Annotated in this window: 22 protein-coding genes; 6 read left to right on the forward strand and 16 right to left on the reverse strand. The window is 56.9% G+C overall.

Annotated elements, in window-relative coordinates; all coding sequences use genetic code 11:
- Nucleotide 1 precedes the first annotated feature (1 nt).
- The 5 genes from OTG14_RS15190 to OTG14_RS15210 all read right to left on the reverse strand — a co-directional run bounded on the left by OTG14_RS15190 (nucleotide 2) and on the right by OTG14_RS15210 (nucleotide 11,604).
- On the reverse strand, nucleotides 2-1,018 hold the full coding sequence (locus OTG14_RS15190) for an arylesterase (RefSeq protein ID WP_024907305.1): 1,017 nt from the start codon (nucleotides 1,016-1,018) through the stop codon (nucleotides 2-4).
- Nucleotides 1,015-8,754, reverse strand: coding sequence for a type I polyketide synthase (locus OTG14_RS15195; protein WP_267215329.1), 7,740 nt, complete (start codon nucleotides 8,752-8,754; stop codon nucleotides 1,015-1,017). The genes OTG14_RS15190 and OTG14_RS15195 overlap by 4 nt, the downstream gene beginning before the upstream one ends.
- Before the next feature lie 40 nt (nucleotides 8,755-8,794).
- Complete coding sequence (locus tag OTG14_RS15200; RefSeq protein WP_032651384.1) at nucleotides 8,795-9,622, reverse strand: hypothetical protein; 828 nt, start codon at nucleotides 9,620-9,622, stop codon at nucleotides 8,795-8,797.
- Between the two features lie 25 nt (nucleotides 9,623-9,647).
- Nucleotides 9,648-10,058 (reverse strand): membrane protein, encoded by a 411-nt coding sequence (locus tag OTG14_RS15205; RefSeq protein WP_024907308.1) that lies wholly within the window; start codon nucleotides 10,056-10,058, stop codon nucleotides 9,648-9,650.
- Nucleotides 10,059-10,149: 91 nt separating this feature from the next.
- Nucleotides 10,150-11,604 carry a beta-ketoacyl synthase gene (locus OTG14_RS15210; RefSeq protein WP_280924607.1) on the reverse strand — a complete coding sequence of 485 codons (1,455 nt, stop codon included), beginning with the start codon at nucleotides 11,602-11,604 and terminating at the stop codon, nucleotides 10,150-10,152.
- 620 nt (nucleotides 11,605-12,224) lie between these two features.
- Here OTG14_RS15210 and OTG14_RS15215 point away from each other — a divergent pair.
- The 3 genes from OTG14_RS15215 (at nucleotide 12,225) to OTG14_RS15225 (ending at nucleotide 15,183) form a co-directional block, all read left to right on the forward strand.
- Nucleotides 12,225-13,268: a GlxA family transcriptional regulator gene (locus OTG14_RS15215; RefSeq protein WP_228117543.1), complete on the forward strand. Its 1,044-nt coding sequence runs from the start codon at nucleotides 12,225-12,227 to the stop codon at nucleotides 13,266-13,268.
- Between the two features lie 49 nt (nucleotides 13,269-13,317).
- Nucleotides 13,318-14,142 (forward strand): AraC family transcriptional regulator, encoded by an 825-nt coding sequence (locus OTG14_RS15220; RefSeq protein ID WP_024907311.1) that lies wholly within the window; start codon nucleotides 13,318-13,320, stop codon nucleotides 14,140-14,142.
- A gap of 75 nt (nucleotides 14,143-14,217) precedes the next feature.
- The gene (locus tag OTG14_RS15225) at nucleotides 14,218-15,183 is read left to right on the forward strand and encodes a DMT family transporter (RefSeq protein ID WP_048989480.1); all 966 of its coding nucleotides are present in this window, start codon (nucleotides 14,218-14,220) and stop codon (nucleotides 15,181-15,183) included.
- Between the two features lie 37 nt (nucleotides 15,184-15,220).
- Here OTG14_RS15225 and OTG14_RS15230 read toward each other — a convergent pair whose 3' ends face one another.
- Entirely contained in the window at nucleotides 15,221-16,870 is a 1,650-nt protein-coding gene (locus tag OTG14_RS15230; protein WP_048989481.1) for a methyl-accepting chemotaxis protein, read from the reverse strand.
- 244 nt (nucleotides 16,871-17,114) lie between these two features.
- On the opposite strand from OTG14_RS15230, the gene ytfE reads away from it, so the two are divergent.
- A complete protein-coding gene (gene ytfE, locus OTG14_RS15235) occupies nucleotides 17,115-17,777 on the forward strand; it encodes an iron-sulfur cluster repair protein YtfE (protein WP_024907314.1) in 663 nt (220 codons plus the stop codon).
- Nucleotides 17,778-17,873: 96 nt separating this feature from the next.
- Here ytfE and cycA read toward each other — a convergent pair whose 3' ends face one another.
- Both cycA and bamJ read right to left on the reverse strand, forming a co-directional pair.
- The gene (gene cycA, locus OTG14_RS15240) at nucleotides 17,874-19,283 is read right to left on the reverse strand and encodes a D-serine/D-alanine/glycine transporter (protein WP_024907315.1); all 1,410 of its coding nucleotides are present in this window, start codon (nucleotides 19,281-19,283) and stop codon (nucleotides 17,874-17,876) included.
- Nucleotides 19,284-19,595: 312 nt separating this feature from the next.
- Complete coding sequence (gene bamJ / locus OTG14_RS15245) at nucleotides 19,596-20,216, reverse strand: BamJ family beta-barrel-assembly machinery protein (RefSeq protein ID WP_008502892.1); 621 nt, start codon at nucleotides 20,214-20,216, stop codon at nucleotides 19,596-19,598.
- A 233-nt stretch (nucleotides 20,217-20,449) separates the two neighbouring features.
- On the opposite strand from bamJ, the gene OTG14_RS15250 reads away from it, so the two are divergent.
- A complete protein-coding gene (locus OTG14_RS15250; RefSeq protein ID WP_048989485.1) occupies nucleotides 20,450-21,094 on the forward strand; it encodes an OapA family protein in 645 nt (214 codons plus the stop codon).
- A 68-nt stretch (nucleotides 21,095-21,162) separates the two neighbouring features.
- Here the strand turns inward: OTG14_RS15250 and rplI are convergent, their stop codons facing one another.
- Genes rplI through rpsF form a run of 4 tightly spaced genes read right to left on the reverse strand, consistent with a single transcriptional unit; the run spans nucleotide 21,163 to nucleotide 22,602 of the window.
- Nucleotides 21,163-21,612 (reverse strand): 50S ribosomal protein L9, encoded by a 450-nt coding sequence (gene rplI / locus OTG14_RS15255; protein ID WP_024907318.1) that lies wholly within the window; start codon nucleotides 21,610-21,612, stop codon nucleotides 21,163-21,165.
- A gap of 41 nt (nucleotides 21,613-21,653) precedes the next feature.
- Entirely contained in the window at nucleotides 21,654-21,881 is a 228-nt protein-coding gene (rpsR, locus tag OTG14_RS15260; protein WP_000135199.1) for a 30S ribosomal protein S18, read from the reverse strand.
- A gap of 4 nt (nucleotides 21,882-21,885) precedes the next feature.
- On the reverse strand, nucleotides 21,886-22,200 hold the full coding sequence (priB, locus tag OTG14_RS15265) for a primosomal replication protein N (protein ID WP_008502895.1): 315 nt from the start codon (nucleotides 22,198-22,200) through the stop codon (nucleotides 21,886-21,888).
- A gap of 6 nt (nucleotides 22,201-22,206) precedes the next feature.
- Complete coding sequence (gene rpsF, locus OTG14_RS15270) at nucleotides 22,207-22,602, reverse strand: 30S ribosomal protein S6 (RefSeq protein ID WP_014068637.1); 396 nt, start codon at nucleotides 22,600-22,602, stop codon at nucleotides 22,207-22,209.
- A gap of 341 nt (nucleotides 22,603-22,943) precedes the next feature.
- Between rpsF and yjfY the strand changes: the two genes are divergently transcribed.
- Nucleotides 22,944-23,219, forward strand: coding sequence for a DUF1471 family protein YjfY (gene yjfY / locus OTG14_RS15275; protein WP_048989487.1), 276 nt, complete (start codon nucleotides 22,944-22,946; stop codon nucleotides 23,217-23,219).
- Between the two features lie 141 nt (nucleotides 23,220-23,360).
- Here yjfY and OTG14_RS15280 read toward each other — a convergent pair whose 3' ends face one another.
- Genes OTG14_RS15280 through ulaC form a run of 4 tightly spaced genes read right to left on the reverse strand, consistent with a single transcriptional unit; the run spans nucleotide 23,361 to nucleotide 26,040 of the window.
- The gene (locus OTG14_RS15280) at nucleotides 23,361-24,047 is read right to left on the reverse strand and encodes an L-ribulose-5-phosphate 4-epimerase (protein ID WP_061716089.1); all 687 of its coding nucleotides are present in this window, start codon (nucleotides 24,045-24,047) and stop codon (nucleotides 23,361-23,363) included.
- Nucleotides 24,040-24,900: an L-ribulose-5-phosphate 3-epimerase gene (locus OTG14_RS15285; protein ID WP_157188508.1), complete on the reverse strand. Its 861-nt coding sequence runs from the start codon at nucleotides 24,898-24,900 to the stop codon at nucleotides 24,040-24,042. Before OTG14_RS15285 ends, OTG14_RS15280 begins: the two co-directional genes overlap by 8 nt.
- 9 nt (nucleotides 24,901-24,909) lie before the next feature.
- Entirely contained in the window at nucleotides 24,910-25,560 is a 651-nt protein-coding gene (gene ulaD, locus OTG14_RS15290; protein ID WP_023334265.1) for a 3-keto-L-gulonate-6-phosphate decarboxylase UlaD, read from the reverse strand.
- 12 nt (nucleotides 25,561-25,572) lie between these two features.
- Nucleotides 25,573-26,040, reverse strand: coding sequence for a PTS ascorbate transporter subunit IIA (ulaC, locus tag OTG14_RS15295; RefSeq protein WP_048989492.1), 468 nt, complete (start codon nucleotides 26,038-26,040; stop codon nucleotides 25,573-25,575).
- Between the last annotated feature and the right edge of the window lie 5 nt (nucleotides 26,041-26,045).

The following is a 26,045-nucleotide window of genomic DNA, read 5'->3' on the forward strand; positions in this document are numbered from 1 at the left end:
CTTATTGCTCCCCGCACAGCAGCAGCCCGTCGTCAAAGACGCTGCCCATCATCACTTTTCCGCCCATGGGCGCGGCAACGCTGACTCCCGCCAGCGACGCACCGTGGCTTTGATAGAAAATAGTGGCCTGACTGATTTCACCCTGTGCACCGGTTGTCAGCCGCCACACCATGGACGGTGAACGCGCCTGGGCATCTTTCTGATAGGCGGCCAGCTTCAGAAGCTGCGGGTGCGCCGCCACCAGCATTCCCTGCCCGTCCGGCAGGATATTGTCGACGCCATGCAGACCGCTGAAGCGCCCCAGCAGGACGGGCGCAGCCTCATTCGGCTGCCACGCCCAGCTGCTCACCGCGCCGCGGGTGGTTTCCGCCACGTACAGACGCCCCAATTGTCGGTTGTAGTAAATGCCGTTCGCAAAATGCAGGTCATCGATCAGGGTATGCAGCCCCGCCTCGTCTGCCAGCAGGACGCTGGAGAGCGGCAGTCGCAGATAGTCCTCCACGCGTCCCGCGAAGCCCGTCCACCGGTGGTCCCGCGTCAGCAGCCAGCGGGTTTTATCAATCACGCTGATATCATTGATGTTGTTTCCGACCGCGCGCGACAGGGCGGGCTGATACTCAAGACGCATCTGCGCGCGATTAAAGCGAAACACATCAATGCTGTCCTCCTGGGGACGGTGGTTCACCACGTAGATCCACGTCTCGCCCTCCTGCTGCCAGACATCGATACCGTGCGGGAAAAAGGCATCCGGATAGTCACCGGCTAATCGCTGCGGCCTGTCGCTGCCGTTGAGATAATAGAGCGCCCCGGGCGCGCTGCCGTGTCGGTTGAGGCTGCTGGCTATTGCCCCGCCATCCGATAAGGGCGCGATATCCTCCGCGCCCTCAATGCCGGTGATTTTTTGGCACTGTTCACCGCCGCGCTCCTGCACCTGATAAAACAGTCCGGCATCGATCAGCAGATTAACCACGAACGCCAGCACGGCGCCTGCGAGGACGATAATCGTCAGCTTTTTCATGATGCGGCCAGTACCTCTGACGACGAGAATAATGCTTCGGCAGCCTCTTCGCCCTGCTCGGCCAGCACGGTTATCGCCTTCAGGAAGTGCTCCAGCAACGCACGGGCGCTCGCCTCGGTGAAATAGCGTATCTGGTAGTCCAGCTCGACGGACAGCCCCTCTTTCGTCTCGAGAATGTTAACCATCAGCGGGAATTCGACGGCGCCGATCGGGAGGAGCGACAGGCTGGCCTCCCACTGCCGCAGCTCTGCCAGCGGAGCATGCGGCTCGACGTTAAAGGTCGCCAGCAGCGGAAGCGGCGCATCCTGACCGTGGAAGCAGCGTGACGGCAGGGCGGGCTCGTCGCGCTGCGCGAGGATACCGTCATGGATTGCCCTGGCGACATCAGATAACGACGCACAGGCGGCGCTGTCGATACACAGCGGCAACAGCCGGACGCACTGGCCGACAAGCGCATCGCCCTGCCCGAAATCCCGCCCGGCATCCGGCACGCCGACCGGCACCGGGGAATGACCGACCGCCTTCTCAAGCGTCAGGGTAAAGAGCGCATTCAGCATCGCGAAGCGGGTCACCCGCAGCCCAGCGGAGGCTTTGCGCAGCTGCGCGGTCAGGCCCGGATACGACAAGCGCTGTACCAGCCGCTGCCCCTGATACGTCCGGGAAGGTGCCAGCACGGTAAGGACGTCTGGCGTTGCCCGGCGGGCAGGAAGCGCCGCAAGACGCGCAGGTAGCGCTGCCTCGCTGACGATGTTCTGCGCACGGATAGCCTGCAGATAGCTTGCCGCAGCCGCCAGGTCAGGGCGTTTACCCGACGCCAGGGCATCGTAAAGATGCAGCAGCTCGCGCAGCATCACCATGAACGACCAGCCGTCCGCCACCGAATGATGTGCCGCGATGGCGAGCGTGGTTTTCCCCTCATGGCGGACCAGAAGCAGTCGGGCCAGCGGCGCGGCGGTCAGGTCAAAGGGACGCGCGGCAAACTCAGCGAGACAGGCGGCAGGCGCCGCGTATTCCTCGCTGATATCGACGGTGGGCGCCAGGGCCACCTGAAGTTCGCCTGCGTCAGTGAACTGCATACGCAGCGCGTCATGGCGCTCGCACAGCAGTTGCCAGGCGGCAAGCATGATCTCGCTGTCTACGTTGCGCGGCGTTTCAATGACGCCGCCGATCGTCCCGGCCAACCGCCCGCTTTCATCCCGCGCGGCCAGCTGCAGAAAACGCTGCTGGCTGTCTGCAACGGCATAGCGCGTGTCGGGGCGCAATCCGGCCTGCCCAAAGAAGCCGTCCACGCGCATGGCGTTAACGCTCTCTTTTACCGCCGCAATAAAGCGGTCGATATCCTCGTCCGCGTGTGCGACCGAAACAAAGCAGTTACGCCCTTCCCAGATGAAAATGCCGCGCAGCATCAGGTGGTGGAAGAGGATGTCGTAGTTGCCGTTGAATTTGAAACGGAACAGGCTGCCGGCAGAGACGATCTCAATCGGCGTACCGGTTGCAGAGAACCAGGTATTTAGCGACATCGTCAGACGCGCGGTTTTTTGGTTGATGTCGTCATACAGCGCCGGATGGGCTTTGATGTACTCCAGCACGGCTTTGCTTGCCGCCATGGTCAGCGGATGCTTGGAGAAGGTACCGGCAAAGAAGATCAGTTCAGCCTGCGGCCAGGAGTCATCGCCATACTGCCAGAATCCGCCGTCGATACTGTCCATAAAGCGGCTGGAGCCTGCAATCACGCCGATCGGCATACCGCCGCCGACGATCTTACCGTAGGAGGCGATATCCGCCTGAACGCCGTAATACGCCTGCGCGCCGCCGGCCGCCAGACGGAAACCGGTGATCACCTCGTCAAACATCAGCGCAATATTGTGGGTCGTCGTCAGCTCGCGCAGGGTATGCAGGTATTCGCGCGGCTGATGGTCGGGATAACGGCTCTGCACCGGTTCGACGATCACCACCGCCAGCTCGGCGGCATAGCGGGCGATAAGCGCCAGGCTCTCTTCGCTGCCGTAATCGAGCACCAGCAGGTCGTCCACCAGCGATGGCGGCGTACCGGCGGCAATCGGCGTGGCGCGCTCGGGGGTTTCTCCGCCCTGCTGCCGCCCCAGAATGCCGTCAAACACGCCGTGATATGAGCCGCTAAACAGCGCGACTTTATTTTTCCCCGTCACGGCGCGCGCCAGGCGCACGGCGCTCATTACCGCTTCAGAGCCGGAGTTACAAAATGCCACCCGCTGCTGGCCGGTCAGCTCGCTGATAAGCGTTGCCACCTCGCCCGCCAGCGCGCTTTGCGGCCCAATCTGCATGCCCTGCGCCAGCTGGTCGGCAACGGCCTGCTGCACGCAGTCCGGTGCATGCCCCAGCAGGTTGGCGCCAAACCCCATCGTAAAATCAATATACTCGTTGCCATCGACGTCCCAGATGCGCGATCCCTGAGAGCGTTCCCCCACTAAGGGGTAAAGCATCTCTTTGGTGGATAAACGAAAGCCCGCAGAGGCCCGGTTATCCGCCAGCACGGCGCGGTACTGCTGGGCATTGCGTTTCGACCCGCCTGTTTTATCGACAAACCGCTGGGTGAGCTGCGCCAGATGCTGGTCGCGCTCGGCGCCCAGGGAGAGCTTTTTCGTCTCTTTTTTAAACCAGCTGCTGTGCGCGCTGGCCTTCACCGGTGCGGCCGGGGTGGCGACAGGCGCTGGCGCGATGACATCCGGCATCGTTGGCGCGACGGGCATCGGGAGAGTCTGCGCCGTGCCGTTGAGCAGCGTGAGCTGCTTGGACATAAGCTCCAGCTGGCGGGCAATCAGATCCTGAACCGCGCCAGGCACCGGCTTGCTGGTTTCCTGCATGGCCACGGCAGGCTGTGCCGCCTGCCCGGCGGTTGCCGGGGTGCTGAGCGGAGCCGCCGCCGCCGCTGGCTGCGCGTGCTCCACCACATAACCGATCACCGCGTCCAGCGTATTGAGCTCTTCAAACAGCGCCCGTACCGGGATAGCCACGCCGTAGCGGTCTTTAATGGTATTGATGGCATCCAGCAGCACCAGCGAGTCCGCCCCCATTTCCAGGAAGGGCAGTTCGTCGTCAAGCGTGGCGGGATCCGCCTCAAGAAAACCGGCAATAATCGCTTTTATTTCAGCGGCTAAATGGTGTTGATTTGACATAGCGTCCTCTTTTGCAGATGGGGTCTGCGCTGGCGTCTCATCCGCCAGCCAGTAACGTTTGCGGCAGAACTGGATGGCAGGCAGGTTTAACGCCTCCCGCGTGGTCGCGTGGTACAGCCCGCTCCAGTTGATGTCGTGCCCTTGCTGCCACAGCGTTCCCAGCAGCGTCAGCAGTGATTTGTACTCATGTCGCCGATCGCCTGCGGCCAGCACCCGGTGACGGCGGTCGGTGGCGGTCACAAATTTGCCCAGCGAACTGTCCGCGCTCAGATCGATAAAGGTGAACTCACCCTGCGCAAGCACGTTTTGCACGCCCTGAAGGAAACGAACGGGCTGGCGAATTTGCCGGGTCCAGTAGTCGGCGTCGGTTTGGTCGCACGCCTCGCCGTTCAGGTTGCTGTAAAACGGGATCGTCCCGCGGGTGAAGGTGACGTTGTTGACCAGCCACTCGCGCCAGGCACCGAGGATCGGATCCATCATCGAGGAGTGAAATGCGCTGGCGGTTTTAATTTTTCTGGCGTGGCCGCCCTGAGCAGAAATGGCCTGGAGACAGGCGTCAATCGCCGTCTGGCTACCTGCGATGGTGGTCAGCGTCGGGGTGTTGAATGCGGCAATATCAATGTCACCCGCCCAGGGTGAAATTAGCTGGCGCACCTCGGCTTCACCGCTGAAGACAACCGCCATCGCCCCTTCCTGCGTCAGGGCTGACATCAACAGCGCGCGCTGATGAACCATAGCCAGCCCGTCGTCGAGCGAGAGATAGCCTGCGATGACCGCCGCGCAGTACTCTCCCAGGCTGTGCCCCATCACGGCAGCCGGACGGGGTCCAAACTGCATCACGCTCTGAGCAAGCGCGTAGCTACAGGCAAATAAGGAGAGCTGGCAGGTTCTGGCGCAGCGCTGCCAGCTATCGTCACGGGCAAACAGCGCCTGCGTGATATCAATCTGATAACGCTGCCGGATGGTCGTCGCCAGCGCGTCAAACTGGGCGCGATAGTGCGGCAGATGGTGATACAGCTCGGCCCCCATGCCGATTTGCTGGGTGCCCTGCCCCGGGAAGAGCCAGACCTGAGGCTGGGCTTTACCTGCTTTGCAGGCCGTGAGCTGCGCAAGGCTGTCCGCCAGCTGGGCGCGGTCCGCGCCATACGCCACGCCGCGATAGCGGGCCGCATCGTAGCGGGTGTTCACCAGCCGACACCAGGTGGCGATATCGCTCTCCTGACATGTCGATAACCCTTTTTTGACCGCCTCCCGCTGAAGGGGAAACGCCCCTTCATCATGTGAACCGATCAGAAGCAGGCCGTGGGGCGCAGCGGGCTCCTGGCGTTTTTCCACCGCTGGCGCGCTGCGCAAAATCACGTGACCGTTGGTGCCGCCGAAGCCAAAGCTGCTTACGCCCGCGTAGCGTACGTCACCATCGGCATGCCATGAGGCAGGCTGCGCACCGCTTACCTCAACATGACGGCTAATCGCCGCAATATGCGGGTTTTTATGCTGGAAGTTGAGGTGCGGCACGTATTGTCGGTAGTGCAACATCAGAGACGTTTTCACCACGCCCAGCACGCCCGCCGCCGCCTCCAGGTGGCCAATGTTGGTTTTAATCGACCCCACCTGGACAGGTGCGGTTTTTTTCCGGTCCGCAAATACCGCTTCCAGCGCCTGATATTCAATCAGATCGCCCAGCGCCGTTCCCGTCCCGTGCGCTTCGATATAGTCAATGCTGTCGCTGTCCACCCCGGCATCCGCCATTGCCTGCCGGATGACCGCCTGCTGCGATGGGCCATTTGGCGCGGTAATGCCGTTGCTGCGGCCGTCCTGGTTCACGGCGCTCGCCACCAGCGTGGCATAAACCCGATCGCCATCCGCCAGCGCCTGCGAAAGCGGCTTAAGCACCACAACGCCACACCCTTCGCCACGAACGTAACCATCGGCGCGGGCGTCAAAGGTTTTACACCGGCCGTCGGGGGCCAGCATCTGGGCATCGGTGAAGACTTTTTGCAAATGCGGCGTCAGCGCCAGATTAACGCCTCCGGCAATGGCCAGAGAACTCCGTCCGGCCCGCAGGCTTTGCATTGCCCCCTCTATCGCCACCAGCGAGGAAGAGCACGCCGTGTCGACAGCGACGCTTGGCCCTTTTAAATCATAAAGATAAGAAATTCGGTTGGCCGCGATGCTGTGCGCGTTGCCTAAGCCGCTGTAGGCCGAGACGTTATCGCCGCAGGCCAGGGCATAGTCGCTGGCGCTGATCCCGACATAAACCGCCGTATCGCTACCGCGCAGGGAGGATGCCTTAAGGCCGGCATCGGTGAGCGCCTGTTGAACGGTTTCTAACAGCAGACGATGCTGCGGATCGATATAGACGGCTTCGCGGGGAGAGATGCCGAAGTAGCCTGCGTCGAAGGCGTCAACCTCGTCAAAGAAGCTGCCTTTACGGTTAAAGCCGTCAAGGGACGAGGTACGCCAGCGCTGCGCCGGGATCTCGCCGGTCGTGCTGTGGCCCTGCTGCAGCAGCGACCACAGCGCCTCCACGCCGCTATGCCCCGGCAGCTCCACGCCGATACCAATCACCGCAATGGCGCTTTCCGCGACGGCGGCGCTGACCGGCCGGACCGCAGCCGGTTCTCGCAGCGCGACCGCCAGCTGATTGATGGTGGGATAGTCGTAAATCAGCGCGGGAGAGAGCTCGCGGCCCAGCCGCTGTTCAAGTTCGCCAATGACGCCCACCGCCTGCAAAGAGCTCAAGCCAAAGCCGGTAAACGCGTCATCCCACCGGGATTCGCCGATCGTCGTGTTCAGCGTGTTGCCGATTATCCCGGCAATCAGCGCCGCCAGCGCGGGAGGGGTTTCCCCCGCGTGTTCAAGCGGTTTTGACGCGTCCTGGCGGCTACGCCAGGCCACGTCCAGGCTCCCCTGCTGATACATCATCTTCGCGCGGGTGCGCTGTAATTTCCCGCTGGTGGTTCGGGGGATTGCCCTTCGTTCGACAAGGAGCAGTTCATCCAGCGTAATGCCGTGACGCTCCGCCACCGCCGCGGTCACGGACGGTGCCAGCGTCGCCATATCGAGATCATTTTTATGGCGCTTCATCAGCTCAAGCAGCGCTACCGGGCGCTCGTCTTCACTGGCAAACACGCAGACCGTCGCTTCCGCCAGCGCGGGAGCGGACTGGCGGATCGTCTCTTCAATATCCGTCGGGTAGTGGTTCTGGCCGTTGATAATCAGCAGCTCTTTGAGCCGTCCGGTGACGTACAAATGGCCGAACTGGAGAAAACCCATATCGCCGCTGCGCAGCCACGGGTACGGATCGCCTGCCAGAGACGCCCGGAAGGTTTCGCGCGTGGCGGCATCATTGGCCCAGTATCCGGCGGCAACGCTCGGACCACGCAGCCATATTTCTCCGCTCTCACCGTCAGCAAGCGGCTGATGGTGGTCAGGATCGACAATACGCACCTCGGTATCAGTCAGAGCCTGCCCGCAGCTCACCGCACCGGCCTCGTCAGACACGCGGAGCCCTTGCCCTTTGTCCATTCCGGTGACGATGAGCGTGGTTTCCGCCATGCCGTAGCAGGGCAGGAACGCGCCGGGCCGAAACCCTGCGGGCGCAAAGTGTTCGCTAAACTGCTTGAGCGTGGCGGGCCGAATCGGCTCTGCGCCACAGAAAGCCACGTCCCAGCGCGAAAGATCCAGTGCCTCAACCTGCTCTCGGCCAATCTTACGCACGCACAGATCGTAGGCGAAATTAGGGCCGCCGGAGGTTGTGGCCTGATAGTCAGAGACCTGTTTGAGCCAGTTAAGGGGATTTTTCATTAACATCATGGGCGACATCACCCGACAGGGGAAGGCGCCGAACACGGGCTGCAGTAGCCCGCCAATAAGCCCCATATCATGAAAATGCGGCAGCCAGATCGTGCCCCGGCTTTCGCTGTGGTGGCCGAAAAAGCGGTGAATAGCATGTGAGTTAGCCCACAGGTTGCCATGGGTTACCATCACGCCTTTCGGGGAGCCCGTCGAACCCGAGGTGTACTGTAAAAAAGCCAGATCGTTGTCTGCCACCGGAACGGGGTGAAATGCCCCGGAAAAGGTGCGTTCAAGATGATGCAGACGATAACCCGCAGGAAGCGCGGACGTGTCGGGTTTGTCGAAGGTAAAAATAAGCGGGGATAACGGAAGTGATAGCTGGCCTAGCGTTTCTGCCCCCCTGGCTGTCGTAACAATACAGTCCGTTTGCGCATTACGTAATACGCCAGCAAAACGCTCCCACGCGCTTCCTGATGATTTTGCGGGCATCGGAACCGGAACCGCCACCCTGCCGGCGTAAAGACAGCCAAAAAAAGCGCCAATAAAATCTTCACCATCCGGATAAAGCAATATGACCCTGTCGCCCCGCTGCCCGTACTGCATTAAAGCCTCTGCAAGCGACGCGGCGCGCTGGTGTAGCTGGTCATAGCTTTGGCTGTGAATTTCACTGGCGCTGCGGACGAATTCAAATGCCGTCTGAGTAGTCTGTTGAACAGCAAGTTCGGGCAAAAGCTGGTTGAAGGAATGATATCCCCTGTTAAACAACTGATGAGACGGCATCATAATTCGCTCTATATTTTCAAATGTAATGAGGGTGGGAAGATTATTTTCCGGCGCGGCCAGCCAGCAGATCGTTACAGAAGTCGTTCCAGACCTTCAGCCACAGATCGACACGCTGTTCCATCTCGGCGTAGCGGTCTTCCGTCAGCGCCTGGCAGAACAGGATCCATGCATCTTCGGAGTGACCATCTTCAATGGACTCTCCCGTTTCGCTTTCTACATGGATGCTGTGATAGCCCTTCGTGACGTCTATATCCGTTGCTTTATCAACACCTTTTGCCCACGGCGTGGCAAAGTCATGGAAGACGGTCTCGGCCACGGCCAGCAAACCCACCAGCTGGGTATAGTCGCCATAGGCATTCTCGAAGGTTGCGCGGCAGGCCAGAGAGCTGGACATCGGCAGCCAGGATTTCACCTCGTGCTCCGTCATCCCCAGCTGCTGGATGGTCGTAAAGAACTGCACGTAGTGCGCCAGCGCGGGCTGGCCGTTGTAATTGCCCTCGGCGTCTTCGCCAGGGTGGAAGCCCAGCTCATCCAGCAGGTTGATTTGCAGCAGAAAACGGGCCGCCATTTTCGCCTGCGCGCCCAGCGGCGCTTCCAGCTGTTTCGCCGCGCTTAACGCTTCAATAACGGCATCGGTAAAGACTTGCGCAAACGCGTGATAAAATTCCAGATGGAATACGCGCATCTGTTGAATATCAACTTCGCCGCTGTTCATTTTTGCCAAAATAGGGCTGCGCATCAGCGGATGGGATTCAATCCGGTCAATAAGCCTGTTGGCAAAGGCGCGGTTTTCGGTATAAACGTGCTTATCTACGGTCGCGACAATAGCGTCCCGACCCAGCTGGCGGGTATTCAGTAACGTTTTCATTTTTATTTCTCAGGTAGGTGATAGTTTACAGGGCAGAAACCCTGCCAATTGCCATTACAACTAACGCATACATTCCACAGCTAAACGGTATAACCTGCACATATTTAAATGGCAGATAAAAACACGATGCAATCAGCAGAACCGGAATACCCACCGAAAGTATCATCATGCAAATAACGGCATAATATTTATAGGTATAAGACACGGCGAGGTCATCAATACACATGCCATAAAGCATGGATATTAACGGCAGCATAATAAAGGCAATATGTGCCAGCCTTAACATTCTGCGATTTAAATCGGTATAGTTTTCATGTCCTTTGGGTGCGCGAAACGGTCCCTTAAAAGCGTACATCCCCATTAACCCACCCATCATTATGCCGACGACAATACCGCTCCAGCCAAAGGCAATCAGTATTGCACTGAGATTAGCCACTTTCTTTCTCCTGTTTAGTGGTGCACAAAGGTAAGGCGCCTGAGAAAATACAAGCACCTTTATTTATTAAAAATAAAATCAAATATAACGATTAAAAATCCGGGTATTCTTTATCCGTCGCGTATGTAATCGGTTTTTCAAATCCAGGAATGGTGATGCCATTCATATCAATCTTAATATCTTCCTCATTTATCCCCTGCTGGCCAAACAGATAAATGACATTGAGTTCACCCTGCGAAGCCGCCTCATCATACGCGTTAGCCTGACGTCGCACCTGGCGGTTACGCTGCTGATACTCCGCAAACACCGCTTCCCCATAGCGTTTGCGCAACCATTGATGGGTAAGCTTTGGCGAGTAAACCACCCCCGTGGCATTATTACCGCCAAAGCCTTTTGAATTTATAAAGGCAATCTGCCCCTGGCCTTCCTCTAATTTGCAGTCCTGAACAGGTATGGTTAAGCGTGCGTTATTCACCTGTGGCGCAATGTGCGACACGCTTTTAATTCCTGGCAAAATACCATAGCGGAAGACGCCGAGGCAGCTGATGAGCTGGTCGCCGCTGGCGGGCCCCAGGGAGTGACCAAGATACGATTTCACTGCCGTCACCGGCCAGTCGCGAATCGAAAAGGCTTGCGCAACGCGGTCAAAAATATCCGCCTCGGAGACGCAATTCTTCGGCGTGCTTGAACCGTGCGCCTGAATAAACGATCCCTTCTGCACCGTCTCTATCCCCGCCATCGATACCGCAGAGGCTACCGCTTTCGCCATGGTGATGTAGTTCCCCGGCCCCGGTGACGCGATAGAACGCTTAAAGCCGTCAGCGTTGATGAAGACATTTCCCACCGAACCGTGGATCTCTGCCCCAAGCTGCAGCGCCAGCTCGTCGTCCATTAACACGACGTACTGGCTGGATTCTGCGATCACAAAACCGCAGCTGTTGCCAAACGGGCGGCTGCTGTTGCGCCAGTCGGCCGTATCCGTTTCATCAATATGCTTAAGCTTGCTCTCCGTTGCCAGGGCGCCCATGGCATCGAATCCTTCAATCACCTCTGAGGTGACCGGCGCTTCGGCGCTGCCCACAACGGCAACGCGAATGCGCCCCGCTTTAATATCTTCAACTGCCGCATTCAGGTTATACAGAAACGTGGCGCATGCCCCCAGCGTGGCGCTGGTATGACCGACGCTACCCAGCACATACGCATTGAGGAAATCGGCGCACATGCTGTTCAGGCCCAGCGGACACTGTTTGGCGCTGACGCGATGGCCTTTCAGGCGCGACTGGAGCATACCGCCAAAGCCATAATCGTCGAGCTGTCCCATGATATTGCCCGAATAGACTCCGAGCTGATCCGGCGTGATGTTGGCCTGTATCTCTCGCCACGGGATCCCCAGGGCGTTGATGGCGTCTGACGCTCCGACAATCGCCATTTGTAGCGCCCGCGGATGGAACTGCGAACTGTAATGGTCACCCGGGCGGAATCCCTGCGGCAGCAAACCTGCAGCCTGAACCTCCGTGCGCAACAATGCCTCAATTTTACAATCCATCTCTCCCTTAACGGTAATACGCACACGCTGATCCGCTAATTCTTCAACGTGCCATCCCGCCGGTAAGGGTTGAGGTAATTGTCTGGAAGATATATTAAAACTGAATCCCTCTTCGCCTGAAACCATATTCAATTTTGCATGGCTGACGATAGCATCGACATCAAAATAGTCGCGCGTAATTTTTCGGATAAGGGTTCCCTCAAGCGCCTCGTCTTTTATCTTCGCGGCAGCCTGAGCAGGTGTAAATCTTTTACCGGAAATGTCGCAATATCCGCCCTCATCATATTTAAGCACGCCCATCAGAATGGCTAACGATAATAACGTCGCTTGCCTTTCCTCTTCCGATAATGACTCAATAATCATTCGACGAAATGCATGATGTGAAGAACTACGACCAGCTGGACCATAGCCGCCAAAAGCCGTTATTACGGGTAATTTCGCCATAATTCATCCTGTAGTGGTCGTGGATTTATTTTGTTAAGTAAGTGCGATAATTTCAGATATTAGTTTACAAATTACCAACAAAAGCTAATATGAAAATCCAGCCAAAATGCTGACTTTTTTGGCCAGGACAACGATGAGCTACCAAAAATAATAGTCAAAACAGGTATTAATCAAAAATGACAAATACACAAATAGGATTTGTGTTATGTGAACGCATGCTAAGTTCCGGTCTCAGTCTTCCGATTGAAATGTGGAAAGCCGCAGCCAGTAGCTATTTAGCCGAGCAAAAAACAACATCCCACGCAGACACGCACAAACCGGAGACGTCTTCATTCAGGCTCTGTCGTCCGGAGAATATACTGAAAGTTCATACTATTGGCATAAATAACGAGCCCATCCTGACGCACAGTGGCTTCAGCATTACCGCCGATACTACCCTTGCCGCAGACAGGCACTATGACGTTATCTATCTTCCCGCCCTGTGGCGCAATCCTCGCGCGGTGGTCAGACAACAGCCTGAACTCCTGGCATGGCTTAGCGAACAGGCGGCTCGAGGGACCCGCATCGCGGCCGTCGGAACGGGCTGCTGTTTCCTGGCGGAGTCGGGATTGCTCAACGGGAAACCCGCCACCACTCACTGGCACTACTTCAAACAGTTCTCGCGCGACTACCCCAACGTAAAATTACAAACCAAACATTTTCTCACGCAGGCCGATAATATTTACTGTGCCGCCAGCGTCAAAGCCCTCTCAGATCTGACCATCCATTTCATCGAAACGATATACGGGAAACGTGTAGCCACCCATACCCAGCGGACCTTTTTCCATGAAATTCGAAGTCAGTTCGATCGCCAGTGTTACAGTGAAGAAAACAAACCGCATCCGGATGAAGATATTGTTCAAATTCAAATCTGGATAAAAGCCAACTGCGCCTCAGATATATCCATGCAAAATCTTGCCGATATGGCTGGCATGAGTTTGCGCAACTTCAACCGTCGCTTTAAAAATGCCACCGACATGTCCCCCCTGCAGTATTTATTAACCGCCAGAATTGAATCCGCCATGACGATGCTGCAATCCACCAATTTGAGCATTCAGGAGATCGCCAATGCGGTTGGATATCAGGATATTGCGCACTTTAACCGCCAGTTTAAGCATAAAACCACGGTGTCACCGGGGGATTATCGTAAGACGGTCCGGGCAAAGATGTTTAGTGCATAAACTCCGGTCATCTCTGATAATAAAATAGATGACCGCGAGGAGGCTCACCGTGCAAGGCGTACCGGAACAGTTTAATGATGAAAGAGACAGCGCGCGCTTTCGCCATCTGGCGCAGCTGCCGGGCCTGGAGCTTTATCATGCCCATATTTCTGACTACGCCTTTGAGCCTCACACCCATGAAGCCTTCGGGATCGGTACGATTGAAACCGGTGCCGAGCGCTTTCGCTATCGCGGGACACAGCATCTCGCGGCGGAAAAATCCGTCGTTACCATGAACCCGGACGAGATCCACACCGGCGAATCCGCCACCGAGGGCGGCTGGCGCTACCGGATGGTCTATATCGAACCCGACCTGCTGGAAGAGGTGACCGGCCTCCGGCACTGGTGGTTTAGCGACGTAACGCGTCATGACCCGCTGCGCTCGCAGCAAATCGGCAGGCTCATTTACGGCCTGTGGCACACGGACGATCCGCTTGCGCAAAAAGGATTACTGCTGGATCTGATTGAGACCTTCCAGCCGTTTGCTCATCACGCGCCGCGGGTTCAGGAAGGTGCGCACCGCTTTGAACGGGTACGCGAGTATCTGCATGACAACTATATGCGCGCTCTGACGCTGGACGAGCTCGCCAGCGTCGTTTCACTCAGCCCGTATCATTTCCAGCGCCAGTTCAAAGCCCATTTTCACGTGACGCCACATCAGATGCTGATGGCCATTCGCCTCTGGCGCGCCAAAGCGTTCCTCACGCACGGCATGCCCGCGGCAGAGGTCGCCGCCGCAACCGGGCTGACCGATCAGTCGCATCTCACCCGCGCGTTTACCCACCGCTACGGCATTACCCCCGTGCGCTACCAGAAGCAGGTCACCCGGCGCTAATGCGCAACCTCATACAATACGCGCGCATTTGCCCCACCTACACTGAGAACAGCGTAAATACCTGTGGATGGAAAAATGATTAGTGGAGTGTTGTATGCCCTGCTGGCCGGGATGATGTGGGGGCTGATTTTTGTCGGCCCGCTGATCGTACCCGAGTATCCGGCAATACTGCAGTCGACCGGCCGTTATCTGGCGCTGGGGCTGATTGCCCTGCCCCTGGCGTGGCTGGGACGGGCGCGCTTGCGTCAGCTCAGCCGTCAGGACTGGGGGACCGCGCTGGCGCTGACCATGATGGGCAATCTCATCTATTACGTTTGCCTCGCGAGTGCCATTCAGCGTACCGGTGCGCCAGTATCGACCATGATTATCGGCACGCTGCCGGTCGTCATCCCCGTCTTTGCTAACCTGCTCTACAGCCACCGCGATGGCAAACTGGCGTGGTCAAAAATGGCACCGGCGCTGATCTGCACCGCCCTGGGGCTGATATGCGTCAATATTGCCGAGCTGCGTCATGGGCAGGCGGATGTTGACCTGTGGCGTTACGGTTCTGGCATTCTGCTGGCGTTCATTTCCGTGGCGTGCTGGGCATGGTATGCCCTGCGCAATGCGCGCTGGCTGCGGGAGAACCCGGACAAGCATCCGATGATGTGGGCAACGGCGCAGGCGCTGGTCACGCTGCCCGTATCCGTCGTGGGGTATCTCGGCGCATGCCTCTGGCTGGGCCATCAGCAGCCGAACTTCACCCAGCCCTTCGGGCCAAGACCGTGGGTGTTTATCGGCCTGATGGTGGCGATTGCGGTGCTGTGTTCATGGGTGGGCGCGCTGTGCTGGAACATTGCCAGCCAGAAGCTGCCGACGGTGATCTTAGGGCCGCTGATTGTCTTCGAAACCCTGGCCGGACTGCTTTATACCTTCCTGATGCGCCAGAGCGTACCGCCGTTATTCACGGCCTGCGGGATCGCGCTGTTGGTCATAGGGGTGGTGATGGCGGTAAGAGCGAAGCCGGAAAAACCACGGGTTATTCCGGCTTCGGAGATGTAATTTTTGCCGGGTGGCGTAGCCGCCCCCCGGCAAGCCCTTAAAACGTTTCCCAGTTCCCTTCTGACGCCGCGGCTACAGGCTGCGATTTTGGCACATAGGTTTTCACTGGTGCCGCTTTAACCGCCTGATTGCGGGTGATTTTGAACACCGCGACCGCTTCGTTCAGGCGTGCAGCCTGATCTTCCAGCGCCGCCGCCGCGGCCGCAGACTCCTCCACCAGCGAGGCGTTCTGCTGGGTCACGCGGTCCATCTCGGCTACCGCCTGGCCCACCTGGTCGATACCGCGGCTCTGCTCGTCAGAGGCCGAGGCAATTTCGCCCATGATGTCGGTGACGCGGGTAACCGCATTGACGATCTCGGCCATCGTGGCGCCGGCTTCGTTAACCAGCTGCGAGCCCGCGTTCACGCGCTCACCGGAATCATCAATAAGCGCTTTGATCTCTTTCGCCGCCTGAGCGCTGCGCTGGGCAAGGGTACGCACTTCCCCGGCCACCACCGCAAACCCGCGCCCCTGCTCGCCCGCGCGCGCCGCTTCCACCGCCGCGTTCAGTGCCAGAATGTTCGTCTGGAAGGCAATACCGTCGATCACGTTAGTAATCTGCGCGATTTTACTGGAACTGGTGGCGATCTCATCCATCGTACGCACCACGCCTTCCACCACGTTACCGCCCTTCTTCGCCGTTGAGGAGGCGTCCAGCGCCAGACGGGACGCCTGACGCGCGTTATCGGCGTTCTGCTTCACGGTTGCCGTCAGCTGTTCCATGCTGGCTGCCGTTTCTTCAAGAGAAGCGGCCTGCTGCTCGGTACGGGAAGAGAGATCGTTACTGCCCGCAGAGATTTCGCCTGCACCGGTGTAAATGGTATCTGCGCCTTCACGCACCACGCCCACCGTGTTCGCCAGCGAGGTTTGCATCTCCTGAACGTTGCGCGCCAGGATGGCCATCTCATTTTTACCGTCGGCCTGAATCGGCTGGGTTAAATCCCCCGCCGCAATGGCGCGAATATGGTTAATCACCTCTTCCAGCGGCAGCAGCAGCACGCGGCGCATAGCAATCCAGCTGGAGATAATCACCACAATCACCAGCAGCATGACCGCAGAGAGGATCCACAGGATGCGCTTGTAATCACTTTCGTTATCCTGAATGCCTTTATCGGTGAGCGCGGCCTGCGCTTCACGCCATTCACGATAAACCGTCTGCATCGCGTTTTGTTTTTGTTCGGCATTCTGCTTGAACATATCTTCCAGATTGCCCTGGCTCAGCAGAACGTTCATTTGGGTCAGCGTTGTAGAGTAATTACGGTACTGCTCCTCAAGGCGATTAGTCAGGTTCTCATCCAGGCCTGGCGTATTCGGCAAGGCATAGTATTTATCGTAATGAACCTGCGCTTCAGTCAGCAGATTTTTCGCCGTGGTCACCAGCTCATTCAGCTGACCGCCGTTAATTTGAGAGGCCATGCTGCTTTGCAGGCGCAGCATCCCGCGGTTCAGGGTGACGCGCGCCTGGTTCAGACTGATCCACGCATCGGTAAACTCCGCCACGTTCTTGCTGGAGAGCTGCGCCACGGTGAAGTTGTCTTTATCGTTGTTCAGGGCGTTGATAAAGATACCGGCGGAAATCACTTGCATGATGCCGAGCACGAGCAGCACCGAAATCAAAAGGGTAATGACTTTTATACGTTTAAACATGCGTTGCCTTTGTTATATGCAGGTTTGTATGACGTGGATATATCGGCAGGCGCAGCGGGTTGTTTACTGTTTCTCCACCTTTAAAAAGTTTCGAAACCACTTTCCTGAGCCCATTCAGAGAGTTAAATCGGATATTTTTTTGTGATCTGCATCTCACTTTTTCCCGTCCCTCTAAAGGGTTATAGCGCCGGCTTAAAGATGCATTTAATATGCATCTTATATTATTGATGACGAGGTAACTGCTATGGCCTTTCGCGACCAACCCCTTGGCGAGCTGGCGCTCTCCATTCCTCGCGCTTCTGCGCTGTTCCGTAAATACGATATGGATTACTGCTGCGGCGGTAAGCAAACCCTGGCGCGTGCGGCTTCACGCAAAGAGCTGGACGTTGAGGTGATTGAAGCAGAACTGGCGCAGCTGGCCGAGCAGCCCGTCGACAAAGACTGGCGAACCGCTCCGCTCGCGGAAATCATCGACCATATCCTCGTGCGATACCATGACCGCCACCGTGAACAGCTGCCGGAGCTGATCCTGCAGGCGACCAAAGTCGAGCGCGTCCATGCCGACAAACCTTCCGTACCGCGCGGTCTGGCAAAGTACCTGACCCTGCTGCACGAAGAGCTTTCCAGCCACATGATGAAAGAAGAGCAGATTCTCTTCCCGATGATTAAACAGGGAATGGGAAGCCAGGCGATGGGACCTATCAGCGTGATGGAAAGCGAGCATGATGACGCGGGTGAACTGCTGGAAGTGATCAAACACACCACCCACAACGTCACGCCGCCGCCAGAAGCGTGCACAACGTGGAAAGCGATGTACAACGGTATTAACGAAACGATCGACGACCTGATGGAACACATCAGTCTTGAGAACAACGTTTTGTTCCCGCGGGCTTTAGCGGGGGAATAAAAAAGGCCGCTGCGGCCTGATGCCCTCACCCCGACCCTCTCCCACAGGGAGAGGGTGCAAAAACTAAAAACGGCAACTGACGCTGCCGTTTTGCTTTTACCTTACGCCTGCCATCCGTTTCTTACCGATAAACACCCAGCCCAGCCCCAGCGCGATAAACCACAGCGGCGTGACGATAAGTGCCTGGCGGGTATCATCTTCCAGCGTCAGCAGTACCAGCACGAAGACGAAGAACGCCATGCACACCCAGCACATCAGCTTGCCCAGCGGCATCTTGTAGATCGATTTTTCATGCAGGTGTGGACGCTGCTTGCGGTACACCAGGTATGAACAGAGGATGATGGTCCAGACGAACATAAACAGGATCGCAGAGACCGTGGTGATCATGGTGAACGCGCCAATCACGCTTGGGTTCACGTAAAGCATCACCACACCGCCCAGCAGGCACATGCAGGAGAAGGTCAACCCTTTTGCCGGTACCGCACGCTTAGAGAGCTTGGCGAACGCGCTCGGCGCCACGCCTTCCTGCGCCAGACCAAACAGCATACGGCTGGTGGAGAATACGCCGCTGTTGGCAGACGAGGCAGCAGAGGTCAGCACCACGAAGTTAATCAGGCTCGCGGCAGCAGGCAGGCCTACCAGCACGAACAGCTCGACGAACGGGCTCTTGGTAGGTACCACGGAGCTCCACGGCGTCACGGACATAATGATGACCAGCGCGAAGACGTAGAACATGATGATACGCACCGGAATGGAGTTGATGGCGCGCGGGAGAGACTTCTCCGGATCTTTGGTTTCCGCAGCAGTCGTTCCGACAAGCTCAATCCCCACAAACGCGAACACCGCAATCTGGAAACCAGCAAAGAAGCCGCTGATGCCTTTCGGGAACCAGCCGCCGTCATTCCACAGATGGGTAAACGACGCCTGAACGCCGGTTGGTGACTGGAAGTGGGTAAGTACCATTACCAGACCCACCACGATGAGCCCGACAATGGCCACGATTTTGATCATCGCAAACCAGAACTCCATCTCACCGAACATTTTGACGGTGGCGAGGTTCAGGCTCAGCAGCAGCACAATAACCGCCAGCGAGGCCACCCAGTCCGACAGCCCCGGGAACCAGAACTGCGCATAGGCGGTAATCGCCACGACGTCCGCCATACCGGTGACGACCCAGCAGAACCAGTAGGTCCAGCCGGTAAAATAGCCCGCCCATGGCCCGAGCAGGTCTGAAGCGAAGTCGCTGAAGGATTTGTATTCAAGGTTCGAGAGCAGCAGTTCACCCATTGCACGCATCACGAAGAACAGCATAAAACCGATAATCATATAAACGAATATGATTGACGGTCCGGCGAGACTGATGGTTTTGCCTGACCCCATAAACAGCCCGGTACCGATGGCACCCCCAATCGCAATGAGCTGAATATGACGGTTTGTGAGATTGCGCCGTAGCGACTGTTCAGACGACGCCTCTTCGTCGGCGACGACTTTGACCTGATCTACCATGTGATATTTTCCTGTTTATGCCTGTCTGTGTTGTTAAGGCTCTTCTGGCCTTTAAATACGTCAAAAAAATGACGTTCCCTTGTAAGGGCTAATCGATATTAGGTAAGAATCGGCGGGATGAATACTATGATTTAGATATTATGTTAATAATATGTTGAAAGTGAGTGTCATATCACTCATACAGCGCGAAACAGCTCACAAAAATACACGCAACAGTTTCGTTTGCAAGATAAAATGTTGATAGCACCATAACTATAGGTTTTTACACTATTTTCCTCTCCCCAACCGGGGAGAGGAAATAAGAAAATTCGATTACAGAATTTCCAGCAGCTCGACTTCAAAGACCAGGGTGCTGAATGGCGGGATGGACGCGCCAGCGCCGCGTTCGCCGTAGGCCAGGTTATGCGGGATAGTCAGTTCCCATTTGGAACCCACTGGCATCAGAGTCAGGGCTTCAATCCAGCCTGCGATAACGCCATTTACCGGGAACTCAGCCGGTTCGCCGCGCGCCACGGAGCTGTCGAAGACGGTACCGTCGATCAGCTTACCGGTGTAGTGCACGCGAACGTGGTCGGTACGCGCCGGGATTGCGCCGTCGCCCTGATTGATCACGCGGAACTGCAGACCAGACTCGGTGCTGTTCACGCCTTCACGCTCGCGGTTCTCTTCCAGATATTTCACACCTTCGGCGGCCATCTCTTCAAAGCGCGCACGACGCACGGCGTCAGCACGTTCGTGGATTTCACGCAGCGCACGGTGCACGACGTCAACCGGAACGGCAGGCTGTTTGCCTTCCAGCGCGTCAGCGATACCCGCCACCAGCGCTTCGGGTAACAGACCTTCCAGGCCGGATTCGCTCAGCTGCTGTCCTACCTGCAAGCCGATACCGTAACTTGCCTGCGCTTCGATAGTGTCAAAAGTCGGGGTGGTCATGGGTTTTCCTTCCATCACATTTAAAGTAGCGGGCAGCATATCAGCCATGCCCTTATGGGTAAAACTTTGTCTGAAGTTAAGGTGACAAACCGCGACGAAACAGAAACAATAGAGATAACCAGGATTAATCCCGAACTGATGTCACGGATGTCGGGTTTACTACGCCGTTCAGGCAGTTAGCAAACTATACTTCGGGGCACAGGATAAAAAATACGCGGAGCAGGAGGAGTGCCATGCCCGGGCGATTTGAACTGAAACCTACCCTGGCGAAAATCTGGCAGGCGCCGGACAATTTTCGCATCATGGACCCGCTGCCTCCTCTGCATCGCAGAGGGATCATCATTGGTGCGCTGATGGTGATTGTGGGCTTCCTGCTTCCTTCCGGGGGCGATGATGTCGATACCGCACCCGTCACCCGCAATGCCCAACTGGACATTCAGTCGCAGACGCGGCCGCAGCCTGACGCACAGCCGATGCAGACGCAGCTCGTCTCCCCGTCTAACGATCCGGGTCAGGTTGCGCCGGTTGAGCCAGAGCCCATTCAGGATGAACAGCCGCAGGATCAAGCCGCCGCCCCGTCTCAGCCTCAGACGCAGCAGCCCACCGGCATTGAGCAACAGTGGCGCTCCTATCGCGTAGAGCCGGGCAAAACCCTGGCACAGCTGTTCCGCGACCACAACCTGCCGCCAACCGACGTGTATGCCATGGCGAAGGTGGAAGGTGCGGGTAAACCGCTCAGTAACCTGCAGAATGGTCAGATGGTACAGATTCGCCAGAATGCCAGCGGGGTGGTGACAGGGTTAACGATTGATACGGGAAGTGGACAACAGGTACTGTTTACCCGCCAGCCAGACGGCAGTTTTATCAGGGCGCGTTAAGAGCCCGGATCTCTAAAACGCAAAACGCCGGCACAAGGCCGGCGTTTCAACGTGAGCAGAGTAAAAAATTACTCAGCTACAACGTTAACAACCAGTTTAGCGAACACTTCGCTGTGAACCTGGAAGTCAACTTCGTGCTCACCAGTGGTACGCAGAACGCCGTTCGGCAGACGAACTTCGCTCTTAGCCACTTTAACGCCTGCAGCAGTTACTGCATCAGCGATATCGCGGGTACCGATGGAACCGAACAGTTTACCTTCGTCGCCAGATTTAGACGCGATGGTAACGGTGCCCAGTGCGTTGATTGCTTCAGCGCGAGCGTTAGCAGCCGCCAGAACGTCAGCCAGTTTGGCTTCCAGTTCAGCGCGACGTGCTTCGAAAAACTCTACGTTTTTCTTGGTAGCTGGAACAGCTTTACCCTGTGGAACCAGGAAGTTACGTGCGTAACCCGCTTTAACGTTAACCTGATCACCCAGGCTGCCCAGGTTTGCTACTTTATCAAGCAGAATAACTTGCATTACCTTATCCTCTTAAAGTCGTATTAATGGACCGTGCCCGATTACTGATGACGATCAGTGTACGGCAGCAGGGACAGGTAGCGAGCGCGTTTGATAGCGCGAGCCAGCTGACGCTGGTATTTTGCACGAGTACCGGTGATACGGCTTGGGACAATCTTACCGCTTTCGGTGATGTAGTTTTTCAGCGTTGCGATATCTTTATAGTCGATCTCTTGAACGCCTTCCGCGGTGAAACGGCAGAACTTGCGACGACGGAAATAACGTGCCATATGGCTAGTCTCCAGAATCTATCAAATCAATCTGCTCGGCATGCAGAACCATTTTGCTCAGGCCGTTCTTTGCCTTGTGGCAAGAGATGAACCCCTGAACGATTACTGCGCTACCGACCGTTAAACTGTGAGTAATGGCCTGGTTTTCGTGTCCGCTAATAATAACGGGCATTTGGCACCACGCCTGCCGGTGAAACCCGGCTTCCTCTTGCACAGAACGATGCTCAAGCACGAACTGGCAATGCGGAATTCCTGATGGACTGACCTTTCGAAGGGGAGCCCTGCATACGATGCCGGACAACGCCAGACGGTTGGTCATCAGAAATTACTCTTCAGAATCCCCAGCATCAGAATCATCTGCGGTTTCGTTTGCGAAATCATCGCGACGCTCACGGCGCTCGTCTTTCGCTTTAACCATCGGAGATGCTTCGGTAACTGCGTTTTTGGTACGCATAACCATGCTGCGGATAACGGCATCGTTGAAGCGGAAGGTAGTTTCCAGCTCATCGATCACTTCCTGCGGCGCTTCAACGTTCATCAGAACGTAGTGTGCTTTGTGCAGTTTGTTGATCGGGTAAGCCAGCTGACGGCGGCCCCAGTCTTCCAGACGGTGGATCGTACCTTCTGCACCAGTGATGGCAGCAGAGTAACGCTCGATCATACCCGGAACCTGTTCGCTCTGGTCAGGATGGACCATAAAAACGATTTCGTAATGACGCATCGAATTGCTCCTTACGGATTATTCAGCCTCCTGTCTGGGTCAGCCGAGGCCCGGGGAGGCAAGGAACGTGTTAAAGGTCGGCTGAAAAATTGACGCGTCATAATACTTGCGCGCCCCTGGAAACTCAAGCTGATTGCACAAATAATTCGCACAAAGCGCGAAGCGGGTCTAAGTGGGTGATTTAAAATTGGTCACACCCGGAAGCGTTGTTTTTTTGAACAACTGCATCAGAAATGGTCACGCATCCCCGCCGGATGAGTGATTACACTTTAATCAGAGATCACCTGAATTAAAGAAGGAGCATCCCCCCTCTCGCAGCACGCAGTCGTGGAGCGCATATCATGAAAAAAATCGCATTAGCCATAGTGGCGGCGCTTTTGCTCAGTGCAAACGCGATGGCAGCCATCAAGATAGACAGCCGACAGGCCAGAAACATGGATGATGTGCAAAGCTTGGGCGTCATTTACATCAATCATAATTTCGCCACGGAAAGTGAAGCAGATCAGGCCCTTAATGAAGAAACCGATGCGCAGGGCGCAACCTATTACCACGTGATGTTAACCCGTGAGCCCGGCAGCAACGGCAACATGCACGCCAGTGCAGATATTTACCGATAACGCATTAACGCTAGCACCAGGAAAGCCAACAACGAGAACATAGCCATAGTTGACGTTGCCCCCTGCCCGGGGGCTTTTTTTTGTGAATGGCTCCGGAATACCACCGGTTACAACTGTTTTTAGGTATTCCAGAGCGCTTATTCACTTCTGCCCGTAGTAGGCATTCGGGCCGTGCTTGCGCATGAAATGCTTGTTCATCAGGTAATCATCAATGCCCTGAAGCTGTGGGTTGATGCCACGGGCAATCCACGCCATGCGTGCCACCTCCTCCATGACGACCGCATTATGGACGGCGTCGTGGGCATCTTTTCCCCAGGCGAACGGGCCGTGCTGATAGACCACAATACCCGGCGTATGCAGCGGCTCACATTCTCCCAGCGTATCGATAATCACCTTTCCGGTGTTGAGCTCGTATTCACCTTCCACTTCATCCTGCGTTAATGCCCGCGTGCAGGGGATGTCGCCAAAGAAGTAGTCCGCGTGGGTCGTGCCCAGCGCCGGGATGGGCAGCCCGGCCTGGGCCCAGGCCGTCGCGTGCGTGGAGTGGGTATGCACCACGCCGCCAAGGGACGGATAGCGCTGGTACAGCGCCAGATGGGTTGCGGTATCTGAAGAGGGACGCCATTTTCCCTCCACGACGTTTCCGTCGAGATCCACCACCACCATATCGTCTGCTTTCATGGTGTCGTACGCCACACCGCTCGGCTTAATCACGATCAGTCCCTGCTCGCGGTCGATAGCGCTGACGTTCCCCCAGGTGAAGGTGACCAGGCCATAGCGCGGCAGATCCATATTGGCTTCAAAGACCTGCTGTTTAAGCTTAAGCATGTTCAGCCTCCAGCAACCCTGCCCGCGCCATACGTTCGCGCACCCAGTCCCGCGCCTTCGCCACTTCCGCTGCCGGGTTGTCCGACGTCTCGCTCCACATCTCAATCAGGTAAGGCCCGCAATAGCCTGTCTCTTTGAGCGTTTCGAAGCACCGTTCAAAATCCACCACCCCGGTGCCGAACGGTACGTTTTTAAACACGCCAGGACGGGTATCTTTGACGTGCACCGCCACGATATGCCCCATGCCTGCCTGCAGCTCCATCTGCACGTCGTTATCCCATGCTGACAGGTTGCCGATATCGGGATAAAGCTGGAACCACGGGTTATTCAGATAATGCGCGTAGCCCAGCGCCTTGCTGATGGAGTTCATCAGGGGGTAGTCCATGATCTCCATCGCCAGCGTGACCTGTGCACGGCTTGCCATCTCAACGCTCTCTTTCAGGCCGTCACGGAAACGACGGCGCGTTTCATCGTTGGCTTCCTGATAGTAAACGTCATAACCCGCCAGCTGGATCACGCGGATACCGACATCCTGCGCAAAGCGAATGGCTTTACGCATGATCTCCAGCCCCTGCGCGCGTACGGCATCGTCTTCGCTGCCGAGCGGAAAACGACGGTGGGCGCTCAGGCACATGGACGGCACGCGCACGCCCGTTTCAGCAACGGCGCTCACCAGCGCCAGGCGCTGTTCGCGGCTCCAGTCGAGGCGAGAGAGACGCTCGTCCGTCTCATCCACGGACATTTCGACAAAATCGAAGCCCAGCTGTTTTGCCAGCTGTAACCGCTCCAGCCAGCACTCCCCCACAGGGAGTGCCTTTTCATAGATGCCAAGCGGAACCTGTTTTGACAACATACCCGCTCCTTAGCCCCAAAGCTGAGCGATTGAGCGTTTGAACTGACGCGCCGCTTCCACCGGAGACGCCGCATCACGAATGCTGCGACCGGCAATAAAGACGTGAATCGGAATGCCCTGGAACAGCGGCAGATCTTCCAGCGCCAGACCGCCGGTGACGGTGACTTTAAAGCCCATATCGGCCAGACGTTTGATCGCGCTGATATCCGCTTCGCCCCACGCCACCCCTGCGGCCTGCGCGTCGCGGCTACGGTGGTACACCACCTGCTGAATGCCCGCATCGCGCCACTCCTGCGCCTGCTCCCAGGTCCAGAAACCGGTCAACTCAATCTGCACGTCGCCGTTAAACTCTTTTGCCACGTCCAGCGCGCCTTTGGCGGTGTTGATATCCGCACAGCAGATCACGGTGACCCAGTCAGCATTCGCTTCAAAGCACATGCGGGAGAGGATTTTACCTGCGTCGGCAATTTTGGCATCTGCCAGCACGATTTTATGCGGATAGAGCGCCTTCAGATCGCGAACGGCGCGCACGCCCTCGCCTACGCACAGAATGGTGCCCACTTCGATGATATCGACTTCTTCCGCGATCAGGCGGGTGGTTTCGTAAGCGTGGGACAGAGTTTGGTTATCCAGCGCAACCTGCAACATGGGTAATGACATGTTCAATTCCTCTTAGACTGCCGCCGCAGTGGCGTTATCAATTAAATCCAGCACGTCCTGCTCGGTACGGCAGGCGCGTAAACGGTCGAAATTAGCTTCGTCATCAAACAGATTGACGATCTGCATGATGCCCACCTCCTGGTGGGTGTTAGCATCGACCGCGGCCATGGTGATCAGGATGTCGACCGGGTCGTTATCTTCGTGGTTGAATACCAGCGGCGTTTTCAGCGTCACCAGCGCGAAGCCGGTTTTCTTCACGCCCTCTTCAGGACGCCCATGCGGCATTGCCAGCCCTGGCGCTATCACAAAATAAGGGCCGTGCTGCGCGACGCCATCAAGAATGGCCTGGTAGTAACGCGGCTCGACAACGTCAGCCTTAACCAGCAGATCCACGCTCAGCTTCACCGCTTCCTGCCAGGTGCTGGACTCAGCCTGTAAAAGGATGGAGTTATTCTCTGCCAGCGAATCACGTAGTTTCATGTGGC

Origin of the sequence: Enterobacter pseudoroggenkampii (assembly GCF_026420145.1) — a bacterium.
GTDB classification, from domain to species: domain Bacteria; phylum Pseudomonadota; class Gammaproteobacteria; order Enterobacterales; family Enterobacteriaceae; genus Enterobacter; species Enterobacter pseudoroggenkampii.